The 24,239-nt window shown below is 37.9% G+C and carries 26 protein-coding genes; all 26 read right to left on the bottom strand.

Going from position 1 to position 24,239, the window contains the following annotated elements:
* Positions 1 to 8: 8 nt before the first annotated feature.
* Positions 9 to 551: an ATP-dependent protease subunit HslV gene (gene hslV, locus V7112_RS01950; RefSeq protein ID WP_335414594.1), complete on the bottom strand. Its 543-nt coding sequence runs from the start codon at positions 549 to 551 to the stop codon at positions 9 to 11.
* Positions 552 to 568: 17 nt separating this feature from the next.
* Entirely contained in the window at positions 569 to 1,471 is a 903-nt protein-coding gene (gene xerC / locus V7112_RS01945; RefSeq protein ID WP_335414593.1) for a tyrosine recombinase XerC, read from the bottom strand.
* A gap of 164 nt (positions 1,472 to 1,635) precedes the next feature.
* Positions 1,636 to 3,711, bottom strand: coding sequence for a type I DNA topoisomerase (gene topA, locus V7112_RS01940; RefSeq protein ID WP_335414590.1), 2,076 nt, complete (start codon positions 3,709 to 3,711; stop codon positions 1,636 to 1,638).
* 137 nt (positions 3,712 to 3,848) lie between these two features.
* A complete protein-coding gene (gene dprA, locus V7112_RS01935; protein WP_335414587.1) occupies positions 3,849 to 4,721 on the bottom strand; it encodes a DNA-processing protein DprA in 873 nt (290 codons plus the stop codon).
* Between the two features lie 66 nt (positions 4,722 to 4,787).
* Positions 4,788 to 5,690, bottom strand: a complete 903-nt coding sequence (sucD, locus tag V7112_RS01930; RefSeq protein WP_335414585.1) for a succinate--CoA ligase subunit alpha — start codon at positions 5,688 to 5,690, stop codon at positions 4,788 to 4,790.
* Between the two features lie 18 nt (positions 5,691 to 5,708).
* Positions 5,709 to 6,869, bottom strand: coding sequence for an ADP-forming succinate--CoA ligase subunit beta (gene sucC, locus V7112_RS01925; protein ID WP_335414582.1), 1,161 nt, complete (start codon positions 6,867 to 6,869; stop codon positions 5,709 to 5,711).
* A gap of 291 nt (positions 6,870 to 7,160) precedes the next feature.
* Positions 7,161 to 7,451, bottom strand: a complete 291-nt coding sequence (locus tag V7112_RS01920) for an EscU/YscU/HrcU family type III secretion system export apparatus switch protein (protein ID WP_335414579.1) — start codon at positions 7,449 to 7,451, stop codon at positions 7,161 to 7,163.
* Entirely contained in the window at positions 7,448 to 8,044 is a 597-nt protein-coding gene (locus tag V7112_RS01915; protein WP_335414574.1) for a hypothetical protein, read from the bottom strand. Before V7112_RS01915 ends, V7112_RS01920 begins: the two co-directional genes overlap by 4 nt.
* Positions 8,044 to 8,820 (bottom strand): ribonuclease HII, encoded by a 777-nt coding sequence (locus V7112_RS01910; protein ID WP_335414570.1) that lies wholly within the window; start codon positions 8,818 to 8,820, stop codon positions 8,044 to 8,046. The genes V7112_RS01915 and V7112_RS01910 overlap by 1 nt, the downstream gene beginning before the upstream one ends.
* Before the next feature lie 72 nt (positions 8,821 to 8,892).
* Entirely contained in the window at positions 8,893 to 9,747 is an 855-nt protein-coding gene (ylqF, locus tag V7112_RS01905) for a ribosome biogenesis GTPase YlqF (protein WP_335414567.1), read from the bottom strand.
* Positions 9,748 to 9,798: 51 nt separating this feature from the next.
* Complete coding sequence (gene lepB / locus V7112_RS01900; RefSeq protein ID WP_335414563.1) at positions 9,799 to 10,332, bottom strand: signal peptidase I; 534 nt, start codon at positions 10,330 to 10,332, stop codon at positions 9,799 to 9,801.
* 136 nt (positions 10,333 to 10,468) lie between these two features.
* Positions 10,469 to 10,813, bottom strand: a complete 345-nt coding sequence (gene rplS, locus V7112_RS01895) for a 50S ribosomal protein L19 (protein WP_057996892.1) — start codon at positions 10,811 to 10,813, stop codon at positions 10,469 to 10,471.
* 135 nt (positions 10,814 to 10,948) lie between these two features.
* Entirely contained in the window at positions 10,949 to 11,686 is a 738-nt protein-coding gene (trmD, locus tag V7112_RS01890) for a tRNA (guanosine(37)-N1)-methyltransferase TrmD (protein ID WP_335414560.1), read from the bottom strand.
* Between the two features lies 1 nt (position 11,687).
* Positions 11,688 to 12,200: a ribosome maturation factor RimM gene (gene rimM, locus V7112_RS01885; protein WP_335414557.1), complete on the bottom strand. Its 513-nt coding sequence runs from the start codon at positions 12,198 to 12,200 to the stop codon at positions 11,688 to 11,690.
* Positions 12,201 to 12,211: 11 nt separating this feature from the next.
* A complete protein-coding gene (locus V7112_RS01880; protein WP_335414553.1) occupies positions 12,212 to 12,598 on the bottom strand; it encodes a YlqD family protein in 387 nt (128 codons plus the stop codon).
* Between the two features lie 283 nt (positions 12,599 to 12,881).
* Complete coding sequence (locus tag V7112_RS01875; RefSeq protein WP_335414550.1) at positions 12,882 to 13,112, bottom strand: KH domain-containing protein; 231 nt, start codon at positions 13,110 to 13,112, stop codon at positions 12,882 to 12,884.
* Between the two features lie 14 nt (positions 13,113 to 13,126).
* Complete coding sequence (gene rpsP, locus V7112_RS01870; RefSeq protein ID WP_335368983.1) at positions 13,127 to 13,399, bottom strand: 30S ribosomal protein S16; 273 nt, start codon at positions 13,397 to 13,399, stop codon at positions 13,127 to 13,129.
* Between the two features lie 149 nt (positions 13,400 to 13,548).
* A complete protein-coding gene (gene ffh, locus V7112_RS01865) occupies positions 13,549 to 14,889 on the bottom strand; it encodes a signal recognition particle protein (protein ID WP_335414547.1) in 1,341 nt (446 codons plus the stop codon).
* A 12-nt stretch (positions 14,890 to 14,901) separates the two neighbouring features.
* A complete protein-coding gene (locus V7112_RS01860; RefSeq protein WP_335414544.1) occupies positions 14,902 to 15,231 on the bottom strand; it encodes a putative DNA-binding protein in 330 nt (109 codons plus the stop codon).
* A 156-nt stretch (positions 15,232 to 15,387) separates the two neighbouring features.
* A complete protein-coding gene (ftsY, locus tag V7112_RS01855; RefSeq protein WP_335414540.1) occupies positions 15,388 to 16,377 on the bottom strand; it encodes a signal recognition particle-docking protein FtsY in 990 nt (329 codons plus the stop codon).
* Positions 16,378 to 16,394: 17 nt separating this feature from the next.
* On the bottom strand, positions 16,395 to 19,964 hold the full coding sequence (gene smc, locus V7112_RS01850) for a chromosome segregation protein SMC (RefSeq protein ID WP_335414537.1): 3,570 nt from the start codon (positions 19,962 to 19,964) through the stop codon (positions 16,395 to 16,397).
* A gap of 145 nt (positions 19,965 to 20,109) precedes the next feature.
* Positions 20,110 to 20,835, bottom strand: coding sequence for a ribonuclease III (rnc, locus tag V7112_RS01845; RefSeq protein ID WP_335414534.1), 726 nt, complete (start codon positions 20,833 to 20,835; stop codon positions 20,110 to 20,112).
* A 251-nt stretch (positions 20,836 to 21,086) separates the two neighbouring features.
* Complete coding sequence (locus tag V7112_RS01840) at positions 21,087 to 21,320, bottom strand: acyl carrier protein (RefSeq protein WP_335414531.1); 234 nt, start codon at positions 21,318 to 21,320, stop codon at positions 21,087 to 21,089.
* 191 nt (positions 21,321 to 21,511) lie between these two features.
* The gene (fabG, locus tag V7112_RS01835; protein WP_335414528.1) at positions 21,512 to 22,252 is read right to left on the bottom strand and encodes a 3-oxoacyl-[acyl-carrier-protein] reductase; all 741 of its coding nucleotides are present in this window, start codon (positions 22,250 to 22,252) and stop codon (positions 21,512 to 21,514) included.
* 1 nt (position 22,253) lies between these two features.
* Positions 22,254 to 23,198 carry an ACP S-malonyltransferase gene (gene fabD / locus V7112_RS01830; protein ID WP_335414525.1) on the bottom strand — a complete coding sequence of 315 codons (945 nt, stop codon included), beginning with the start codon at positions 23,196 to 23,198 and terminating at the stop codon, positions 22,254 to 22,256.
* 12 nt (positions 23,199 to 23,210) lie between these two features.
* On the bottom strand, positions 23,211 to 24,212 hold the full coding sequence (gene plsX, locus V7112_RS01825; RefSeq protein ID WP_335414522.1) for a phosphate acyltransferase PlsX: 1,002 nt from the start codon (positions 24,210 to 24,212) through the stop codon (positions 23,211 to 23,213).
* Positions 24,213 to 24,239: the final 27 nt, after the last annotated feature.

The raw sequence follows: 24,239 nt of genomic DNA, 5'->3' as shown, positions 1-24,239 counted from the left end.
TCCCCTCCTTATAGTTCTTCAACTATAATATTTTCATTTGTGTACACACAAATCTCACTTGCAATTTCTAACGAAGCTTTTGCGATTTCTCTTGCCGTTAAATGATCACCTGAATATTTTTTTAATGCACGTCCAGCTGAAAGAGCGTAATTTCCACCAGAGCCAATTGCAAGAATTCCATCATCTGGTTCAATCACTTCACCAGTTCCCGAAATTAGAAGCAAATCCTTCTCATCCATTACAATCAGCATAGCCTCTAATTTGCGAAGAACTTTGTCACTTCGCCATTCTTTTGCAAGCTCAACCGCTGCCCTTTGTAAATTTCCATTAAATTCCTCCAGGCGTCCTTCAAACATTTCAAAAAGAGTAAATGCATCTGCAACGGAACCGGCAAAACCTGCAATAACTCTGCCCTGAAACAGTTTGCGCACCTTTCTTGCGGTATGCTTCATAACAACTGCATTACCAAAGGTTACTTGACCATCTCCTGCCATCGCTGAATTACCTTTGTGCTTTACTGCAAATATTGTCGTTGCATGAAAATTTGACATTTTTTAGAACAACCTCCTTATGCACGTGGATGTGAGGATAGATAAATATTCCGCAAATGATCCTTTGTAACATGAGTATAAACTTGTGTTGACGACAGATTTTCGTGCCCTAGCAGTTCTTGGACAGACCTCATATCAGCGCCCTCGTTTAAAAGGTGTGTAGCAAATGTATGTCTTAATACGTGTGGACTAATATGTATCGTAGATGAAGTCTTTTCAATCATCTTATTTAAGATTAATCGGACTCCCCTAGTTGTTAATGGTCCACCCCGAAAATTAAGGAATAGATTGTCTGTATGTACTGATGCCTTTTCGAGCAATTCTTTGCGACCACTTGATATATAGTTTGTAAGAGCTTGTTCGGCATAACTTCCAAAAGGAACATAACGTTGCTTATTTCCTTTACCATGAACAAACACAGTTCCTAATGATAAATCCAAATCCTGAAGTGTAAGTTTACAGCATTCACTTACACGGATTCCAGTAGCATAAAGCAATTCAAGCAAAGCTTGATCCCGCTGCCCCATACTGGTAGAAACATCTGATACTCCGAATAGCTTTTCTAATTCTTCATCATATAAAAAATGTGGGAGCTTTTGTTCCCTTTTTGGTAATGAAACCAAAGTAAATGGATTATGAGAAATCAGCTTTTCCCTTAGAAGAAAATTAAAAAAACTGCGCAATGTTGAGATCTTTTTTGCAACAGTACTTCTTGCATATTGTTTCTTATAAAGCTCCGTAAGATACAATCGCACATCTGAATATGTCACTTCAGATAAATTTGAGATGGATTCTCGTTTCAGAAATAAGAAAAAATGTTCAATCGATTGTTCATAATGGACAATTGTATATTCTGAATAATTTTTCTCGATTTGTAAATATTCTTTGAATAACTGTAACGATTTGTTCACATTTTCCATTATTTTCACCTCACAAGGGCTACTAAATATTATCATAATTTAGTAGCCCATGCAAATAAAAACTCTGATTTTTTTACAAAATTCTGAATTGTACAAGAAATTGTTTCCGAATCCTTTTTTAAAACATAGAAAGTGGTGAGCTAGAGTAAAGCTCACCACACAAGTTATTTTTGAGGTTCTTCTTTGTAATCACACTCAATACATTGCACTTGAATTCCTTTTTTGAGCTTTTTCTCAACTAATAAGTTTTCACACTTTGGACACTTTCTTGGAAGTGGTTTATCCCAAGATAGAAAATCACATTCAGGGTATTGATCGCAGCCATAAAAAATTCTTTTCTTCTTGCTTTTTCTTTCAACAATGTTTCCTTTATCACATTTCGGACAAGGAACCCCGATTTCTTTAACAATCGGTTTAGTGTTGCGACAATCAGGGAAATTGGAGCAAGCCATGAATTTTCCATAACGCCCCATTTTATAAACCATCGGATGACCGCAATTTTCACAATCCACACCTGCGGGTTCATCCTTTATTTCAACTTCCTTCATTTCTGCTTCTGCAATTTCTAATCTTTTTTCAAAATCCTTGTAAAAATCATCAATAATGTTAATCCATTCTGTTTTTCCTTCTTCAACTTCATCAAGGTTTTGCTCCATTTTTGCTGTAAACTCTACATCTAAAATTTTCGGAAAGAACTCGAGCATTAACTCATCGACGATTTCTCCAAGCTCCGTTGGTATGAATCGCTTGTTATCTAATGCCACATACCCTCTCTTTTGAATGGTATCAAGAGTTGGTGCATAAGTAGAAGGTCTTCCTATACCCAATTCTTCAAGAGTCTTAACAAGTCTCGCTTCTGTATACCTTGGTGGTGGCTGGGTAAAATGTTGCTTTGGATCAATATCTTTCGAAAATACTTGGTCTCCCTCTTTTAATTCAGGAAGCATATTTTCTTTTTCCTCAACATTATCATCATTACCCTCAACATAAACCTTCATAAAACCAGGGAATTTAACTTTTGAGCCCGTTGCACGAAAAACAACATCCCCATTTTTTAAGTCAACGCTCATTGTATCCATAATTGCAGAAGCCATTTGACTTGCAACAAAACGTTCCCAAATAAGCTTATACAATCTTAATTGGTCCCTACCTAAATATTGTTTAACACTATTTGGCTCTCTAAAGACAGAAGTTGGTCGAATCCCTTCGTGAGCATCCTGGGTATTCGCTCCTTTTTTCTCTTTTCTTTTTGAATCCGTTAAGAATTGTTTGCCAAAAGTCTGTTCAATATATTGTGAGCCTTCCGCAATTGCTGTATCTGAAATTCGTGTTGAATCCGTACGCATGTAGGTGATTAGACCAACTGTTCCTTCCTTGCCTAGGTCAATACCTTCATATAATTGTTGTGCTAGCATCATTGTTTTCTTGGCACGGAAATTCAACTTTCGAGCTGCTTCTTGTTGTAAAGAAGATGTGATAAATGGTGGTGCTGGATTTCTTTTTCGTTCCTTTTTAGTGACAGAAGTAATAGTAAATGAGTTTCCTTCAACTGTTGAAAGAATATCTTTTACTTCTGATTCATTTGTTAATTCTACTTTTTTACCATTCACACCATAAAATTGGCCTTCAAATTGGTCAGTTCCTTTTAAAAAGTCAGCTTTAATTGACCAGTATTCTTCCGGCTCAAAATTTTGAATTTCTTTTTCGCGATCAATGATTAGTCTGACAGCAACGGATTGGACTCGCCCTGCACTTAACCCTTTTTTTACTTTCTTCCAAAGGATTGGACTAATATTATAGCCTACTAATCTGTCAAGAACACGTCTAGCTTGTTGCGCATCAACTAAATCCTGATTAATCGGCCTTGGATGCTTAAATGACTCTTTAATGGCATCTTTCGTAATTTCGTTGAAAACAACTCTACAGTCTGAATTAATATCTACATTCAATGAGTGAGCAAGATGCCATGCAATTGCTTCACCTTCACGGTCAGGGTCAGCCGCTAGATAGACTTTTTTCGCTTTTTTCGCGGCGGTTTTTAATTCCTTCAATACTGGGCCCTTACCTCGAATTGTTATATATTTTACTTCAAAATGATTTTTTGCATCGACGCCCATTTGACTTCTTGGAAGGTCTCTGACATGACCCATCGAAGCCTTTACCTTATACTTTTTTCCCAAATATCTTTCAATTGTTTTTGCTTTTGCTGGTGATTCAACTATGACTAAATAGTCCGACATGTATCGCTTCCTCCTTAGAGGTTAAATTAATATCTTATTTTTTATAATAAATCCTCCATATTATTAAATATTCACGACCAGTTTGTCAAACTGTTATGATTATTTTTATACGCTTTTTATTCAATTTTTTAAGTATTTTAACAGATTTCCGATAAAACATCCTCGCTGTTAAGCACCATTTTTGCTCCTGACTGAATTAATTTATTCGTTCCAACACATGAAAGTTCTAATATGGACCCAGGAATCGCAAAAACCTCTCTGCCCTGATTCAGTGCTTGATCAGCTGTGATTAACGAACCGCTTCTTTCCTTGGCTTCAACAACTAATGTACCTTGTGTCAAACCACTTATTATTCGATTCCGCATCGGGAACTGCCATTTTTCTGGCTTTGTAAACGGGGGATATTCAGAAATTAGTATATGATTTTGAGTGATAGTAGTTGCCAACTCTTTGTTTTCAAGAGGATAAATATGTTGAAGGCCGCCAGCGATGACCGCAATGGTTTTCCCGTTATGATCGATTGCTAACCTATGAGCCATTGTATCTATTCCACGCGCCAAACCACTAACCAATACCCAATTTTGCTTAATTAAAGGCACCAACACCTTTGTCATACTTTGCTTGCTTATTGCAGTTGGTGTACGAGAGCCTACTACACTTAATAATTTCTCACTGTTTAATAAAGACTTGTCTCCGGCAAAATATAATACCCATGGTGGGTCATAAATTTGTTTCAGAAGCCGAGGATACTCTTGATCAAATATGGTAATAATCCCCACATTATTATTGCTATATTGTTTTAGCATACTTTGGATTGATAAAGAATGCAAATCTTTTAAAAAAATACTCACCTGATTTTTTGTTAATGGAAGGATTTTTTCATAAAAAGCTTGGGGATAATGATAAATGGAAGAAAGTGTGGGGTCATGCTGTAGGATTCGAAAAATAGATTTCCAGCCTATTCCCCGACAATGGTGGAGATGTATTAAATTTTCACGAATTTTTTCCATAGAATCTCCTTTTTTCATCAGAAAGAGACAGTTCTTCAAACAGAACTGCCCCATTTCATCTATTTATTAGTGCGTTTTACACTTTTCGTATAAACCTTTTTCTTTAAGAACCGAAATTAATGTTTCTCCCATTACTGATGGTGTTTCAGCAACCTTAATTCCACATTCATTCATTGTCTTGATCTTTTCAGCAGCTGTACCTTTACCACCAGAAATAATCGCACCAGCATGGCCCATACGCTTTCCTGGAGGTGCAGTTTGTCCACCGATAAACCCTACAACTGGTTTAGTCATGTTTGCTTTTACCCACTCAGCAGCTTCTTCTTCAGCTGTTCCACCAATTTCACCAATCATGATAACCGCATATGTTTCATCATCTTCATTAAACGCTTTTAAGACGTCGATGAAGTTCGTTCCGTTAACAGGGTCCCCACCAATACCTACAGCTGTTGTTTGACCAATGCCAGCTTGTGTTAATTGATGTACAGCCTCATATGTTAACGTACCAGAACGCGATACAACTCCTACATGGCCTTTTTTATGAATATATCCAGGCATAATACCAATTTTACATTCGTCAGCTGTGATAACACCAGGGCAGTTAGGACCGACTAAACGAGTCTTTTTACCTTCCATATAGCGTTTCACTTTCACCATGTCTAATACTGGAATATGCTCTGTAATACAGATTGCTAGATCTAGTCCTGCATCAACTGCTTCCATGATTGCATCTGCAGCAAACGGAGCAGGAACATAAATGACAGAAGCTGTTGCGCCTGTTTGATCTACTGCTTCTTTTACAGTATTGAATACAGGAACACCTTCTACCTCAGTTCCACCCTTACCAGGTGAAGTACCACCCACAATTTTAGTGCCATATTCAAGCATTTGTTTTGTATGGAAAAGGGCCGTAGCACCTGTTATCCCTTGAACAATTACTTTTGTATCTTTATTAACAAAAACACTCATGTTTGTCCCCTGCCTTTCTTACCCTACTAGTGATACGATTTTTTGTGCACCATCTGCCATTGATTCAGCAGCAGTAATGTTAAGACCAGATTCGTTTAAAATCTTTTTACCTAAATCAACGTTTGTCCCTTCAAGACGTACTACTAGAGGAATTTCTAAGCCTACTTCTTTCGTTGCAGCTACAACACCTTCTGCAATCACATCACACTTCATAATTCCACCAAAGATATTTACAAAAATACCTTTAACGTTTTCATCTGATAGAATGATTTTAAATGCTTCTGTTACTTTCTTAGCTGTCGCGCCGCCCCCAACATCAAGGAAGTTCGCAGGGTCCCCGCCGTAATGTTTAATGATGTCCATTGTTGACATCGCAAGACCTGCACCGTTTACCATACAGCCGATGTTTCCATCAAGAGAAATATAGCTTAAGTCATATTTAGATGCTTCAATTTCCTTCGCATCCTCTTCGTCTAAGTCACGATATTCTAATACGTCCTTTTGACGGTATAATGCGTTTGCATCAAAGTTTAATTTTGCGTCAAGAGCCATAACCTTACCATCACCAGTTACAACTAACGGGTTAATTTCAGCAATCGAGCAATCCTTTTCAACGAATGCAGTGTATAAAGCTGTCATAAATTTAACGGCTTGATTCACTAATTCTTTTGGAATGTTAATATTAAATGCGATTCGACGAGCTTGGAATGGTAATAATCCAACAATAGGATCAATTACTTCTTTGAAAATCTTTTCAGGTGTTTTTTCAGCAACCTCTTCGATTTCTGTTCCACCTTCTTCAGATGCCATTAAAACAACGCGAGAAGTTGCACGATCAAGTACTAGTCCAATATAGTACTCTTTTTTAATATCGCAGCCTTCTTCAATTAGAAGACGTTTTACTTCTTTACCTTCTGGACCTGTTTGGTGTGTAACAAGTGTTTTACCTAGGATTTCATTAGCATATGTACGAACCTCATCTAGGTTTTTCGCTACTTTAACCCCACCAGCTTTACCACGACCCCCTGCGTGAATTTGTGCTTTAACTACACAAACTTGGGATCCAAGTTCTTTTGCAGCTTCAACAGCCTCATCAACCGTGAATGCAACCTTACCATTTGGAACAGCTACCCCATATTGTCTGAGGATCTCTTTTCCTTGATACTCATGGATATTCATTTCCCATCCTCCATTCTCATGTAAAAAGCAAAGAATTTTTTGTCAGTCAAAATGTTATTATACATTTTCTTTTATTAACTTTCTATGACAATTACAATTTTTCAGAAAAATACTATTTGCATAGAAAAATTACATCATTTAATGTCAGGGCTATCTCCCGATTCTTAATGATGCAAAACAGACAAAAATTAGACTGCGCTTTCATTTTATAACCGAAAAGACTGCTTGTCTACCATTTCGCATAAATTTGTTCTTTTTTCTGTGAATTTCAAAAAATACTATATCAAAAAACTATCTATCTGAATTCTCAAAGCTTTTATCCATTTTATAAATAAAAGCAAAGATTTCTGCAATAACCTGGTACAGTTCCTCGGGAATCCCCTCATTTAATTTTAGCTCCCCTAATAGCTCTACTAATGCGGTATCCTCCTGAATTGGAATATCATGGACCTCGGCCATCTTGATTATATTTTGAGCAATCTCACCCTTACCCTTTGCAACAATCTTTGGCTCAGAATCAATCTTTTTATCATATGACAAAGCTACTGCCTTCATTTTATTCGTATCCGATAATTTTTTCATATTTTCACATCAACTCTTTCATTAAACCCTTCAAACCTTGTTTTCGTTACTTGGTTACCTTCTGAAGTTGGCTTACTAATTTTAATCGATGAAATCTGATAGCCATTTTTCTCTAAATTGGTTTGGAGAGTCGGTTTTAGTTCCTCAACTAACGCTCCGATTCCTTCTGTGTCATTAAAGATAGTAATGGATAGAATACGGTATTGAACTTTTACATCAATAACTACATCTTTTAAATATTCGAGTTCTAACGAAAAAAGAAGATGGCAAAAATCTGGATCGATTTTACCTTGTTTCTTCTTTCCATCCATTCGAATTGAAAAATTAGGATAAGCTGGATTATGAAAGGTAATTTGTTGCTGGAAAAATTGAGTCGAGTCATTCGATGTTAGTTCTACAGTGTCCGTTTGAAGCAAACGGCTTTGATGGACCACATTTTCTGTTATTTCTCCCTTTAATGTTGGTAAAAAACTAGATAGATTATTGGTAGGATTTTGTGTCTTTAGTTCACTTTGATTTGTATTTGAAAGAGAGTGAAGCTTTTGAAAGGCTTCACTCTTCATTAACGCTTGAAATAAGTGGATTGGTATCATCATTTTACCTCTATTAACTCTCGTATTGGAGCATATGAACGACGATGCTCACACGTAACACCATATTTTTTAAGAGCATCAAGATGATATGCCGTCCCATATCCCATGTGATTTTCAAATCCGTATTGTGGATAATCGTGACTTAAACGTACCATGAGACGGTCTCTAGTTACTTTTGCAATGATGGAGCCTGCAGCAATGGACACACTGCTCGCATCCCCTTTTATGATAGAGGTTTGCGCGATACCAACTGGTATTTCCATGGCGTCAACTAAAAGATGGTCCGGCCTTACAGATAAACTTAATATGGCCTTTTTCATTGCCTGTTTTGTAGCTTGATAAATATTAACATCGTCAATAACATTAGCCGGTATGATCCCAATCCCGACGGAGATGGCACATTCATGTATTTGTTGAAATAGCTCTTCTCTTTTTTGTTCAGACAGTTTCTTAGAATCATTTAAGCCTGGTAAATAGGCATCTTGGGGCAAAATGACTGCTGCAGCCACAACTGGCCCAGCCAATGGTCCTCGACCTACTTCATCAACACCTGCTATATATGTAATGCCTTTATTATAAAGTGCTTGTTCATATTGGGTCATTTCTTTATATTGTCGCTCTAAAGCTTTTTGTACAACCTTTTTCTTTTTCCAGCGTTGCAACAGTACCTGAACCCCTTTTCGAGTATCATGTTCACACTCTTTTAGGAACGTATCATCTTCGGCACGTATCGTGGATAGTCTTTTTTCGATTTCTTTGATTGTTAATTGTGACATTTCTTCACCTTCATTTTCGTTTGCTCTATGTATTTTATATCGACATTTGCCAAAAAAAATGAAGGTTCGCTATCATGCGAACCTTTCCGGTTTTTCAAATGTAAGCCTGCCTAGTTTTTCAGATCGAATTTCTCGAATTATTAATTCAGCTGTTTTGTCGTAGTCAGTTACACCACCAGACATCCTAGTGCCACGACGTTTAGCAATTTCGTCAAAAAGCAGTACAATATCTTCCGGTATGCCTTCAAGGTCAAAACGTTCCTTTAAATTTTCCGGATAGTTTTCCTCTAAAAATCGAAGAGCATAGACTGCAATATCTTGTAGGTTTAAGATGGTATCTTTAATTGCACCAGTTGTTGCAAGTTTCAAACCAACCTCTTGATCTTCGAATTTTGGCCACAAAATACCTGGTGTATCAAGTAGTTCAAGTTCTTTTCCAACCTTGATCCATTGCTGTGCCTTCGTTATACCAGGGCGATTACCCGTTTGAGCGATGTTCTTCTTAGCTAAACGGTTTATTAGAGTCGATTTTCCTACATTTGGGATTCCAACGATTAACGCACGAATGGCACGTGGTCGAACCCCTTTAGCCGCCATTTTGTCAAATTTCTCTTGTAAAATTACCCTTGCTTCACTCACAATTTGTTTCATTCCATTACCTTCTTGTGAATTGATAGCGAGGGCAGGCACACCAATTTCTTTATAATACTCGATCCATTCCTTTGTTACTTTTGGATCGGCCATATCGGCTTTGTTTAAAAGGAGCAGTCTTGGCTTATTTTTGATGATTTCATCGATCATTGGGTTTCTAGATGATGCAGGAATTCTAGCATCAACAAGCTCGAATACAATATCGATGAGTGAGAGTTTTTCTGTAACTTGTCTCCTTGCTTTTGCCATATGGCCAGGAAACCATTGAATTGTCAAGATTCTTCACCAACTTATATGGTTAAATTTATGAATGTTTCTGCTTTTAGATTATTTTACAATACCAAAATCAGATAGCGGCCAGTAGATTAAGCTTGTTTCTCCTAATACTTCGCTAATTAGGACTGGGCCAATATGGCGTGAGTCTTTACTATAGCGGCGATTGTCCCCCATAACAAACAGATGCCCTTCTGGAACTTCTTCTAAGACAAATGGGTCTGTAAGCGGCCCGTCGATTAGATTTTTCTTGTAATCGTCAAGATATGGTTCATCATACGGTTCACCATTGATATAGAGGATATCGTTTTTGTATTCAATTCGATCACCGGGTAATCCAATGATACGCTTGATATAATCTTTTTCTACTGTTGCATGAAAGACAACAATATCAAAGCGATCCGGTTTACCGACCTTATAGCCAATTTTGTTAACAATCATACGGTCTTGGTGATGAAGAGTTGGCATCATTGATAGCCCGTCTACTACAATCGGCGCAAAGAAAAAATAACGTATAACAGCTGCTAAGATAACAGCTATCGCTAACGCTTTTATCCATTCCCAAAGTTCATTTTTTTGTTTGGCCATCATTGCTCCTCCACCTGTTCTTCTTTTCTCATCTACCTAAGCTAAGATTTAATATGTATTATTCTCTTATTATAATTATTACTTATGCAAATGTAAAAGGAGCTTGGTATTTTCATACAAGCTCCTTTCTTTTTTATTATCGAATTTCTTTAATACGTGCTTTTTTACCACGAAGTTCGCGTAAGTAGTATAATTTCGCACGGCGTACTTTACCACGGCGTACTACTTCAAGCTTCGCAATTTTTGGTGTATGCACTGGGAATGTACGTTCAACACCTACTCCGTAAGATACCTTACGAACAGTGAATGTTTCGCTAACTCCTCCACCACGACGCTTAATCACAACACCTTCGTATACCTGAATACGCTCACGAGTACCCTCGATAACTTTCACGTGTACACGTACAGTATCTCCAGGACGGAATACAGGAAGGTCAGTTCTTAATTGTTCTTTTGTGATTTCTTCAATAATGTTTTGCATCGTCTTCTTCAACTCCTTCCAACAGATGCTCTTACCAATATCCATTCATTGCAGCGGAACATCTTAATAAGACTTGAGACAAATTGCCCAAGTCACAAAGAGTATATTACCATAATCCTGTTGCTGTTGCAATAGCTACTCTTCATCTAATTTAAATTCTTCTACCCATTTTTTTTGCTTAGGGGATAGCTCGTAGTTTTCAAGTAAATCTGGTCTCCTTTGATAGGTTCGACGAAGTGATTCTTTTTCCCGCCAATCTTCAATATGCATATGATTTCCTGATAATAACACATCGGGTACAGCCATTCCTCTAAAATTTGCGGGTCTTGTATAATGAGGGTGCTCTAATAACCCCGTACTATGGGAGTCAAGTACAGGCGATTCTTCATTTCCCAAAACACCTGGTAACAGTCGAACAACACTATCAGAGATTACCATTGCAGCAAGCTCTCCACCAGTTAAGACAAAATCGCCAATCGAAATTTCTTCTGTGCTCAAGTGGTCACGTATTCTTTCATCATAGCCCTCATAATGACCACAGATAAAAATAAGGTGTTCTTCTTGTGCCAAGCTTTCCGCTTTTTGTTGGGTAAATCTTTCACCCTGGGGGCATAGAAGAATCACCTTCGGCTTAGATTGTGTTTGTTTCGTTAAGTCCTCCACTGCGTCAAAGATTGGCTGTGGCATTAATACCATTCCAGCTCCGCCACCATATGGGTAATCGTCTACTTTTTGATGTTTGTTATCCGCGTATTCACGAAAATTCACAACTCGAAACGAAACCTTCTCTTTTTCTTGAGCCTTTTTTAAAATGGATTCACCTAGTACACCATTAAACATGTTAGGGAACAGGGTTAAGATATCAATTTTCATGTTAAATTAATCCTTCCATGAGGTGAATGGTAATTCTTTGTTCTTCAATATCAATTTCCTTCACGATATCATCAATAAATGGAATTAATATTTCTTTACCTTTTGCACCCTTTACAACCCAAACATCGTTAGCACCTGGTGTTAAAATCTCTTTAATTGCCCCTAACTCCTCGCCTTCCTCAGTTATAACCGTACAACCGATAATTTCATGGAAGTAATATTCTCCATCTTCTAGTTCCCCGAGTTGGCTTTCGTGGACTTTGATTAGTGCTCCTTTAAACGGCTCTACATCATTAACGTTTTCAAAGCCATCAAAGGTAACTAAATCAAAATTTTTATGAGTTCGGTATGATTGAACTTTAACTTCTATTGGTTCTTTATTTTCCAAAAAAATATATAACGTATTTCCTATCTTGTATCGTTCTTCAGGAAAATCCGTTCTTGAAATAATCCGAACCTCACCTTTGATTCCATGTGTGTTGACAATTTTTCCGACGTTATACCATTTGTCCATTTCTTTCACCCCTAACGAATTTCTTCAACTATACCTTCTTTAATAACGATTGTTCGTGCAGTTGTTGCTTCATCCCAGTTGTCGCCTTCATTTAAATCAATAATGGATTGGACTTCTTTTTCTTTTATTTCACTACCTAGTGGTAGCATATGTATTTGATCGATTTGAAACTCGAATTGTTTAACTTTTTCCTGTCTGATATCAATTTCATTTGTAAAATATCGTTTCATTTTAACAGGATCGAATTTTTTTAATTTTTCCATCTTTTTAAGTTCAAATTTAAGCTGATCGCACTCTTTGAGAAGCTGGGCTTTGTTCGTTTGTAAAGAATCAATGAGCTTTGCTTTACTATTTTCCGTTAAAATTTGTTTCACTTCAACTGTTTGGATGATTTTCACACAAAACACAACCCTTACAATTTAATCCATAAGATTTTTCATCAAGTGCTGATCATCTATACAGAAAAAAGGGGGAGGTTGCCCTCTCCCTTTTTCCTTTTTGGTGTCTAGTTGCAGCGGCTAGAAACTCGAGAATCTTCAACTCCTCCAGCAGAAGCAAAAAGCGCTTCTTCGTCGGAGTCTCCGACGCACAGGACGTGCTAGTGCCGACATCGCCACAGGACGTGGCGCTTTTAGTCGGCCAGATTTCTAGTTTCTGAGCAAGCCGCCTTTACTTTTCTTTTCATTCGTTAATTTCTAGATGAATTCGTTTATTATGACCTGTTCCTGCTGCATAGACAACAGTTCTAATCGCCTTAATAACACGGCCTTGCTTCCCGATAACCTTACCCATATCGTCTTTACTTACACTTAGTAAATACGTGATATTACGGTTGTCGGTAGTTTCAGTCACTTCGACTTCCTCAGGATGATCAACAAGCGGCTGTACGATTGTTTTAATTAACTCTTTCATCTGTAGGTTACCCATTACTTACCGTTTTTTGCGTTATGGAATTTCTCCATAATTCCTTGTTTTGAGAACAAGTTACGAACAGTATCAGATGGTTTTGCACCAGTTTGTAACCATTTTAATGCTAACTCTTCATCAATTTTAACCTCTGCTGGTTGAACAACTGGATTATAAGTTCCAAGTGTTTCAATTTGACGTCCATCACGTGGTGAACGAGAATCAGCTACTACGATACGATAGAAAGGAGATTTTTTTGCTCCCATGCGTTTTAAACGAATTTTTACTGCCATTTTATATAGCACCTCCGAAAATATTTCAACAAGATATAATATTAACTGTTCCACATCTGTTTGTAAAGTGTTTTTTCTTTACATCTATGAAATGGTTATTATTACTACATTTCTTCAAGGAAAAGCAAGGCTTTTACTTGTTTTTTTACTTACATAAAAGGAAACTTTAATCCTTTTTTCTTACCTTTAGTCATGTTTGTCATTTGCTTCATCATTTTCTTCATGTCTTCAAATTGCTTTAATAAACGGTTTACCTCTTGGACAGTACGACCGCTACCTTTTGCAATTCGCTTTTTACGACTTGAATTAATGATTTCAGGTTGTTCTCTTTCGGCTTTTGTCATGGAGCGAATGATCGCTTCAACATGTCCAATTTGTTTATCATCAACCTGAACATTCTTCAAACCCTTCATTTTGTTAGCGCCCGGTAGCATACCAAGGATTTCATCAAGAGGACCCATTTTACGCACCTGTGCTAACTGTTCTAGGAAATCATCGAATGTGAAAGACATTGATTTAAATTTCTTTTCTAGCTCTTTTGCTTTATCCTCATCAACAGACGCTTGGGCTTTTTCGATGAGTGAAAGAACATCCCCCATCCCTAAAATACGTGAAGCCATACGTTCTGGATGGAATGGTTCTAGCGCATCTAGCTTTTCACCAAGACCCACAAATTTAATAGGTGTATTTGTAACAGCCTTTACGGATAATGCTGCACCACCACGGGTATCTCCATCAAGCTTTGTTAAAACAACACCTGTTAAACCTAATAAATCATTAAAGCTTTGTGCCACATTGACTGCATCTTGTCCTGTCATTGCATCCACAACAAGGAAAATCTCATCAGGCTGTGCAACTTCTTTGACTTGCTTCAGTTCGTCCATCAGCTCTTCATCGATGTGCAAACGACCGGCTGTATCGATTATTACATAGTCATTATGCTCTTCCTTCGCCTTTTCGATTGCCTGCTTTGCAATTTCAACCGGACTAATTTTATCTCCAAGTGAAAAGACCGGCATATTTAGTTGTTTTCCTAAAGTTTGCAATTGGTCAATCGCAGCTGGACGATAGATGTCAGCAGCTACAAGAAGTGGTTTACGATTATGTTTTTTACGTAATAGATTTGCAAGCTTACCAGTAGTAGTCGTTTTACCTGCACCTTGTAAACCAACCATCATAATAACAGTTGGTGGTCTTTTGGCAACTGCAAGTTTACTTTGCTCGCCACCCATTAATGCGGTAAGCTCCTCCTGAACGACTTTAATAACTTGCTGTCCTGGAGTTAAGCTTTTCATGACTTCTTGTCCAACAGCTCTTTCACTAACACGCTTTACAAAATCCTTGACAACTTTGAAGTTTACGTCTGCTTCAAGTAAGGCAAGACGAACCTCGCGCATCATTTCCTTTACATCGGATTCTGATACTTTTCCTTTACCACGAATTTTCTGAAGTGTTCCTTGCAGTCGGTCGGCTAATCCTTCAAATGCCATTCTTGCCGCCCCCTATTCTAATTTCTCAAGCAACTGTATCACATTTTCAAGCTCGAGGCTATCATCATATTTTTGTGAAAGTCGTTTAAGTTCAGTAAATAGTTTCCTGCGCTCTTGAAATTTCTGAAATAGTAACAGTTTTTCCTCATACTCTTCAAGCATTGTCTCTGTGCGCTTGATATTGTCATAGACCGCTTGACGACTAATCTCATATTCCTCTGCTATTTCACCAAGGGAAAAGTCATCTAAATAATATAAAGACATATAGTTTCGTTGCTTTGGTGTTAACAACGATTGATAGAAATCAAAGAGATAATTCATTCTCATTGTTTTTTCAATCATAGTATCTCCCCCTTGTTAAGTGAAATACCTTTACAAGTTACTAGTTTACCTACTTTCCAATCGGTTGTCAAGTTAATTTACTTTACTTGATAAAATCCATATGACTTTGAGCTAATTATAGAAAAAAGCCTGAGAATCAGGCTTTTTTGGTTTGTTTTATTCTTCTGTTGTTTCAACTAAGTCTGCGAATAGGCCGTATACATAATTTTGAGCATCGAATTCTTGAAGGTCATCGACTTTTTCGCCAAGCCCCACAAGTTTTACAGGAATGTTTAGTTCATTTCGTATCGCAAGGACAATTCCACCCTTTGCAGTTCCATCTAATTTTGTTAGCACAATTCCTGTTACATCAGTAGCCGCAGAGAATGTTTTTGCTTGCGTTAAAGCGTTTTGTCCTGTTGTCGCATCTAGAACAAGTAACACTTCATGCGGAGCACCTGGTAACTCACGTTCGATGACACGTTTTACTTTTTCAAGCTCTTTCATTAGATTAACTTTGTTTTGAAGACGCCCTGCTGTATCACATATTAGCACATCAACATTACGAGATTTTGCCGCTTGAACTGCATCATACATAACTGCAGCTGGATCTGATCCTTCAGATTGTTTGATAACATCAACCCCAACACGGTCGCCCCAAACTTCAAGCTGCTGAATCGCACCAGCACGGAAAGTATCTCCCGCCGCTAATAGGACCGATTTACCTTCATTTTTTAGGCGATTTGCAATTTTTCCAATGGAAGTTGTTTTACCAACACCATTAACACCGACTACTAAAACGACAGTGAGTCCTTCATCCTGAATATTTAGCTTTGGTGATAGTTCCTCACCGCCTTGGTAAATCTCAACGAGTTTTTCTGAAATAACACCTTGAACCTCTTTGGTGTCCTGAATGTTTCTTTTCTTAACTTCCATCTTTAACTCATCAATTAATTCCATAACCGTGGAGACGCCAACGTCAGCTGCAATTAAAATTTCTTCAAGCTCTTCAAAAAAATCCTCATCAACCTTTCGATAACGAGCGACTAAATCATTCACTCGCTCAGAAAAGGAATTACGAGTTTTTGATAAACCATCTTTAAATTTTTCAGTAACTGCATCAGCCTGATTTGTAATTTTTTCTTTTAATTTCTTTAAAAAACTCATGTCAATCCCCTTTCAATCTAGTTCTGCGTAACCATTTCCTTAGTTTCTTCAAGTCGAACTGAAACAAGTTTGGAAACACCTGATTCTTGCATGGTCACACCATATAAAACATCTGCTTCTTCCATTGTCCCTTTACGGTGAGTGATTACAATAAATTGAGTTTCTTTGCTATATTTTTTTAAATATTGCGCAAAGCGGAATACATTTGCTTCATCAAGTGCTGCTTCAACCTCATCCAGTACACAGAATGGAACAGGACGTACTTTAAGGATTGAAAATAGCAACGCAATTGCGGTCAATGCCCTTTCTCCACCGGATAAAAGACTTAAATTTTGCAGTTTTTTCCCAGGAGGCTGAGCAACAATTTCAACACCTGTATTTAAAAGATCATTTGGATCTGTTAGTCGAAGGTCTGCTCGTCCACCACCGAACAGGGCTTGAAAGACTGTTTCAAAATGGGAGCGAATATTAGTAAAAGTAGATTCAAATCTCTTTTTCATTTCATCATCCATTTCGTCAATCACCTGGAACAATGTATCCTTTGCTTCCTGTAAGTCATTTTGTTGTTCGGTTAAGAACTTATATCGTTCAGAAACCCTGTCATATTCATCGATTGCACCAAGATTCACCGTACCTAGTTCTTCAATTGCAAGCTTTATTAGTTTTACCTTCTTTCTTGCTTCGGAAACTTCAATTTCAAGTGGAAACTGTTCTTTTGCAGCTTCATAGGTTAATAAATATTCCTCACGAAGATGTGTTAAACAATTTTCCAATTCAACATCCAAGCGATTCACCTTAACTTCTTCATCCTGTAAAATATCAACAAGCTGCTTATGTTGACGTCTTGATTCCTTTAATTCACGCTCAAGATCTTCAAGTGTCGTTTGTAGTTTCAGGCGATGCTCTCTTTTATTGCTGATCATTTGAATTGTTTCATTTTTATCATTAGATTTTTGTTTTGCTGCTTCTTCAAGTTCCATTTCTCCAGAGTTACTTGAGGTCATTTCATTATCAAGTAGCGCTAAATCCTCTTTCAACTCAGTTAGTTTAGCAAGCCCCTCATTCACTTCTTCTTCTAAGCGATTCATTTTTTCTTGTTGATGTTCAAGCGCCTGTTTTTTTCTTGCTAAAATAACCTTTTGATCCGTAATTTCTGTTTGCACCGTTTCCCGTGAGGTCTGTTGGTCAGATTTTTGCGAATTAAGCTGGCTGATTGTTTCATCTAATGAGTGAAGCTCCTCTTCAAGAATAGTTAATTCAGACTTTAGTTCATCTAAACGGCCGTTCAATCTTTCCTTATCTACTTGGTATTGTTGCTTCTCATCATCATACAATGCCAAATGCTCATTCACGTTCTGCTCTTTTAAAGAAACTTCACGGTACTCACCCTTAATAGTTTGCTCTTTTAAGCGCAATGTTTCACCGACTTGACGCAACCTTTCAAGCATGGATTCTTGTTCTGCGATTTGCTTTTTCTTATCCTTGACTGTTTTTTCGAGATCAGCAGTTTTTGTTTCCATATCAGTGAGCTTTTCCGTAATGGCTTCAAGCTCCCGACCACGGCTTAGTAACGAATTTGATTTCTGTTTAACAGCTCCCCCGGTCATCGATCCACCCGGATTGACAACATCTCCTTCAAGGGTCACAACACGATACCTATGTCCTACAAGGGAAGCAAGCTCATTTGCACCTTTTAAATCTGTCGTAATTAATATCGTTCCCAACAGATTTGCAATAATGGAGCGATATCTTCCTTCAAAGGTAACTAATTCAGAAGCTACTCCAATAAAAGCAGGATGCCCTTTGATCGCTACTAACTGCGTCGAAGGTATCGAACGCTCCTTGATTACGTTCATAGGTAAAAATGTCGCCCGACCAAAGGAATTTTTCTTTAAAAACTGGATTGCAGTTCTTGCATTTTTTTCGTTGTCCACGACAATATGTTGTGTTGCTGCACCTAATGCAATTTCAATGGCCGTTTCATAATCTTTTGGAACATGAATTAACTCGGCAATGGCACCTTCAATTCCTTCAAGCTGGTCGTTTCTTGCTTTTAAAACTTCCTTAACACCCTGAAAGAAACCAGAATAATCATCCTGCATTTCTTCAAGCATTTCTTTTCTTGATTTCGTTTGTTGTAAATATTGATATGCCTGGTAAAGCATACTTTCTTGCTTCTGATAGTTTTTCTTGCTATTTTCTAGCTTGGCTTGTACGTCTCTAAAAGAAACAATTTGATGATTAATTTCTTGCTCTATAACAGAAAGCTTTGTTTGGAGTCGAACTTTTTCATCAAGTATTTCCTGGCGCTCTGTTAGGTATTTTTGATTTGAATCATCTAGACGGGCTACTTTTGCTTCCTGTTGTGAAAGCTGTTCCTTAATATAACCCGCTTCATTTCGATAAGAGGCTTGTTTATTAAGCAACTCAAAATAATCGCTCTTTAGGTTTTCAATTTTTTCTTCGATGTTTTGTTCATACGAAGCAAGTAAAATTTGTTTTTCTTTTAGCTGTTGCTCAAGTTCCTTTACTTCTTCACTCAGCTCTGAAAGCTGTTGTTGTTCAATTTGTTTTCTTTCGGTAACGCTATCCAGTTTTTGTGATAAATCAAGAATCGAATTTTCAAGCTGATCTTTATTTTGCGTGGCATTTTTTTTACGTTCTTTTAAAACTTCTTTTCGGCCTTCTAATTTTTCAAGTTCTTCACTAGTACGTAATAGAAGTTGCTGAAGTTCATGTATAGATGAATCTGTCGCCCCTATTCCCGTTCGTAGTTCCTCAATTTTCGCTTCCTTGCTTTGGAGTTTTGTGTTTAAAGCGAGTTCCTGCTCTTTATGCTCTTCAACAAGCTTTGAGAGCTTCTCCCATTTCCCGTGAAGATCTTCAATTTCAAAAACGGTTAAGCCAACCTCAATTGTTTCCAGTTCTTCTTTTTTCTCAAGATAATCCTTCGCAATTGAAGATTGGATTTGCAGTGGTTCAATTTGCGATTCAAGCTCATGAATAATGTCATTAACTCGATTTAAATTTTCCTGCGTTTCAGCAAGCTTATATTCTGCTTTCTTTTTACGTGTTTTATACTTTAAAACCCCGGCAGCCTCTTCAAAGATGCTTCTTCGTTCTTCAGCTTTACTGCTTAAAATTTCTTCTACTTTCCCCTGACTGATGATTGAAAAAGCTTCACGGCCAAGCCCGGAATCCATAAATAAATCAACAATATCCTTTAAGCGACATGTTTGTTTATTTATTAAAAATTCACTTTCACCTGATCGATAGACACGGCGTGTAACGCTCACTTCATGATAATCGATTGGTAAAAAATGATCCTCATTATCCAATGTTAATGTCACTTCAGCCACATTCAATGCTTTACGGCTGTCACTTCCTGCGAAAATGATATCCTCCATTTTCGAGCCACGCAATGATTTTGCTGACTGTTCTCCAAGAACCCAACGGATTCCATCTGTGATATTACTTTTCCCACTACCATTTGGTCCAACGACAGCCGTTACACCTGGTACAAAATCTACTGCAATTCTTTCAGCAAACGATTTAAATCCTACTATATCTAAACGTTTGAGGAACATAAACTTCCCCCTCAATTGATAATAAAGTCCTACATATTTTAACATAAACTAGTATTTTATTGGATGACTTTTTACAACAATGTATATTTGGCAAAAATATAACCCCACGAAATCGTGGGGCAGCTTCTTATTCGTTGACTTTTTGTTATTTTTTCTTCAACTTATTTAAAGCAATTTCTGCTGCATGCTGTTCAGCTTCTTTTTTTGATCGACCTGTACCTGTCCCGAGTTCTTCACCATTTAGGGATACCCTTGAAACGAATTCCCGACTATGAGCTGGTCCTTTTTCCTGCAGTACCTTGTACTCGATATTTCCAGTCCCATCTCGTTGAACAAGCTCTTGTAGCTGACTCTTATAATCCATCACATGAGAAAAAGCACCCGCATTAATTTTAGGAATCACTGTTTGATCTAAAAACTGGTTCACAACCTCTAAACCTTTATCAAGGTATAACGCCCCAATAAAAGCTTCAAACACGTCAGCAAGTAATGCTGGACGCTCTCTTCCACCAGTCATTTCCTCACCTTTCCCTAGTAAAACAAGTTCCCCAAATTTAAGATCATTTGCAAATGTAACTAAAGATGGCTCACAAACAATGGCTGCACGCATCTTCGTTAACTCACCCTCGCTCATGATAGGAAACTTTTTAAAAAGAAACTGGGAAATGGTAAGCTCTAAAACAGCATCTCCTAAAAATTCAAGCCGTTCATTGTCCTCATGCGGCTTTTTTCGATGCTCATTCACATAAGATGAATGTGTAAATGCTTGAATAAGTAGACTCTCATTATCAAAATGAATGCCTAATCTCTCCTGAAAAGCTTTAAATTTTGGAGTGAACTTATTACCTTTGTCTTTATTTATACGTTTCACCTTATTGACCTCCAATTAGAAAAGTGCAGGCGCCTTGGGAGTGGAACGTCTACTAAATACTGCCACTTCCTGTGGCAAACGTAGACGTCAGCACATCCTGTGCAAGTCCGAGAAGCTAATGTTCTGTGTCAAAAAAAGTCGCTCTTTGACTTTCTTGACACGCGTTTTAGACCTCGAGGGGCTAGGCGCTTGCACTAGACATTGAGAAAGCCCCGTTTAATTAACGGGACTTTTTTACAATCTTATAAATATTATAGCTGGCTTTTTATGTAATTAACAGCGTCACCAACTGTAGAAATTTTTTCAGCCTCATCGTCTGAAATTTCCATGTCAAACTCGTCCTCAAGTTCCATAACTAGTTCAACAACGTCTAGTGAATCCGCTCCAAGATCATCTTTAAAAGAAGCCTCTAAAGTTACTGCTGATTCTTCTACACCTAAACGGTCAACTACGATTTTCGTAATTCTTTCAACAACATCTGCCATTTCCATTCACCTCCCCTCAAAGTATTATATTTGGTTTTACTAGAAAAGCGCAAGCGCCTTTGAGCACTTTATGTTATTTTCGTTGTCTAGCTCTCGGGTCTAAGCCAATCGCTTCGGAAGATAAAGAGCACCTTCTGTCAGCACTCGTCTTATGCTTGTCGCCGATAGACGGGTGCCTTGTGCTTTTCTTATTACATAACCATTCCGCCGTCAATATGAAGGGTTTGACCAGTCATATAATTACTTTGATCTGATGCAAGGAATAACACAACTCCAGAAATATCTGTTGTTTCACCAAATCTAGCAAGAGGAATTAATTTTAGCATTTCATTTTTCACATCTTCAGGAAGTTTTTCAGTCATGTCTGTCGTAATAAAACCTGGCGCAACTGCGTTAACGGTAATATTACGGCTCGCTAATTCTTTTGCAGCTGTTTTTGTTAAGCCGATTACGCCCGCTTTTGCTGCAACATAGTTAGCTTGTCCAGGATTTCCACTAACTCCTACGATAGAGGCGATGTTGATAATTTTACCAGAACGCTGCTTCATCATTTGTCTTGTTACAGCTTTCGTTGTGAGGAACACACCTTTTAGGTTGATATTAATAACGTCATCCCATTCTTCCTCTTTCATTCTCATTAACAAATTATCGCGTGTAATTCCTGCGTTATTAACAAGAATATCAAGACTACCAAACGTTGAGATAACCTCTTTTACCATAGTTGAAACTGAATCTGCATCTGAAACATTAGCTTGAATTGCAAAAGCTTCTTGTCCTAATGCTTTGATTTCATCGACAACTTCATTCGCTTTTTGCTCACTACCGGAATAGTTGACCGCAACCTTCGCACCTGCTTTTGCAAGTTCAATTGCAATCGTACGGCCGATTCCACGTGAAGCACCGGTAACCAATGCTACTTTGCCATTTAACATCTTAATTTCTCTCCTTTAACGAGCGAATTGTTGCATCAAGTGTTTCTATATCGCTGATTGCATAGGTTGCAACTCTACGATTTACTTTCTTTATTAATCCGGAAAGCACCTTTCCAGGTCCAATTTCGATAAAGGTGTCTACACCTTGGTCGAGCATGTATTGAACTGAATTCTCCCATAGTACAGGTGAATACAATTGCTTTACTAGATTTTCTTTAATTTGCTCAGCCGAGGCCATTTTCTGCGCATTCACATTTGCTACAACTGGAACAGAAGCATCATTAATTTCAATTTGATCAAGTACTGACCGTAATTTTTCAGCTGCTGGTTCCATCAATGATGAATGAAACGGTCCGCTAACCTCTAGTGGAATTGCACGTTTTGCACCTTTTTCCTTTGCTAATTCACAAGCCTGCTTAACACCTTCAGCAGCCCCAGAAATAACAATTTGCCCTGGGCAGTTGATATTTGCAAGTTGAACTGGATGACCTGCATCAGAAATTTCATCTGTTACCGCTTGTAAGTCCTCACTGCTCATTCCTAGGATTGCTGCCATCGTTCCTTGGCCCGCTGGAACAGCTTCCTCCATAAATTCCCCGCGTTTACGAACTGTACGTACCGCATCTTCAAAGCTAAGTGCACCAGAAGCTACTAATGCCGTGTATTCGCCAAGACTATGTCCAGCAACGTAATGAGGCGCTATATTTGCTTCCTTGAACTTTTCAAGAATGGCAATACTTGTTGTTAAAAGTGACGGCTGTGCGTTCACCGTTAATGTGAGCGTGTCCTGTGGTCCGTTAAATATAAGAGAAGATAGCTCCTCATCTAAAGCTTTGTCAGCTCTATTAAAAATATCTTGTACCACTTCGGAAGAGTCTGCTAATTCCTTCCCCATTCCTACAATTTGAGAACCTTGTCCTGGAAAAACGAATGCAATTTTACTCATTCTACATTCCCCCTATTCATCTACTTTGGATTTCATATCCTCTAATGTTTCGCGAATTGTTCCTGCAACATCCTTTTCAACCATATCGTATGTTTGTCGTATTGCACTAAACAAACCATTTGCATCTGAAGAACCATGTGCTTTAATAACAGGTGCCTTTAACCCAAATAGTCCTGCTCCACCATATTCTGAGTAATCCAGTGTCTTTTTTAATCCCTTTAATTCTGGCAATAAAAGACCTGCTGCGATTTTACTCTTTAGATTGCTTGTAAAAGCTGTTTTGAGCATTTTAAACATGGAAAGGGCAGTACCTTCGATTGTTTTTAAGGCTACGTTTCCTGTAAATCCATCTGTAACAACAACATCAGCAACTCCGTCTAATAGGTCTCTTGCCTCAATGTTTCCAACGAAATTGAGATTTGTTGCTTTTATTAAATCAAAAACATGCTTCGTAAGTTCATTCCCTTTTTTATCTTCAGTTCCGACATTTAATAAGCCAACCCTGGGTTTTTCAACTCCTCGCACCTTTTCCGAGTAGATGGAGCCCATTATGGCATATTGAAGCAAATGCTCTGGCTTTGCATCCACATTTGCTCCCACATCTAACATGAGGAAGCCCTTTTTATCTAATGTAGGAAGTGTAGGTGCTAATGCCGGACGATCAATTCCATCAATTCTACCCACGATAAACAGTCCTGCCGTCATTAGTGCCCCTGTATTTCCAGCTGAAATACAGGCATCAGCTCGTCCCTCACTAACCTCTTTCGCCATTAAGACCATGGATGCGTCCTTTTTTCTTCGAACAGCCCTGACAGGTTCATCTGTACCTTCAATAATTTCTGTTGTATGTATGATTGTTATTCTTTCTTCTTCAGTTATGTATTGACGAATTTTCGCTTCATCACCAATTAGGGTAACTTCAAGGTCTTTATAATGCTTTAATGCAGTCATTGTTCCCTTTACAATTGCCTCTGGTGCATTATCTCCACCCATTGCATCTATCGCAATTTTCATCTTGTATCATTCCTTTTGTTTCTTATA

The organism is Bacillus sp. JJ1566, from assembly GCF_036962685.1.
In the GTDB taxonomy this organism is placed as follows: domain Bacteria; phylum Bacillota; class Bacilli; order Bacillales; family Bacillaceae_L; genus Ferdinandcohnia.
The sequence above is the reverse complement of the archived record's forward strand: the minus strand, read 5'-3'. Positions and strand labels throughout refer to the sequence as shown.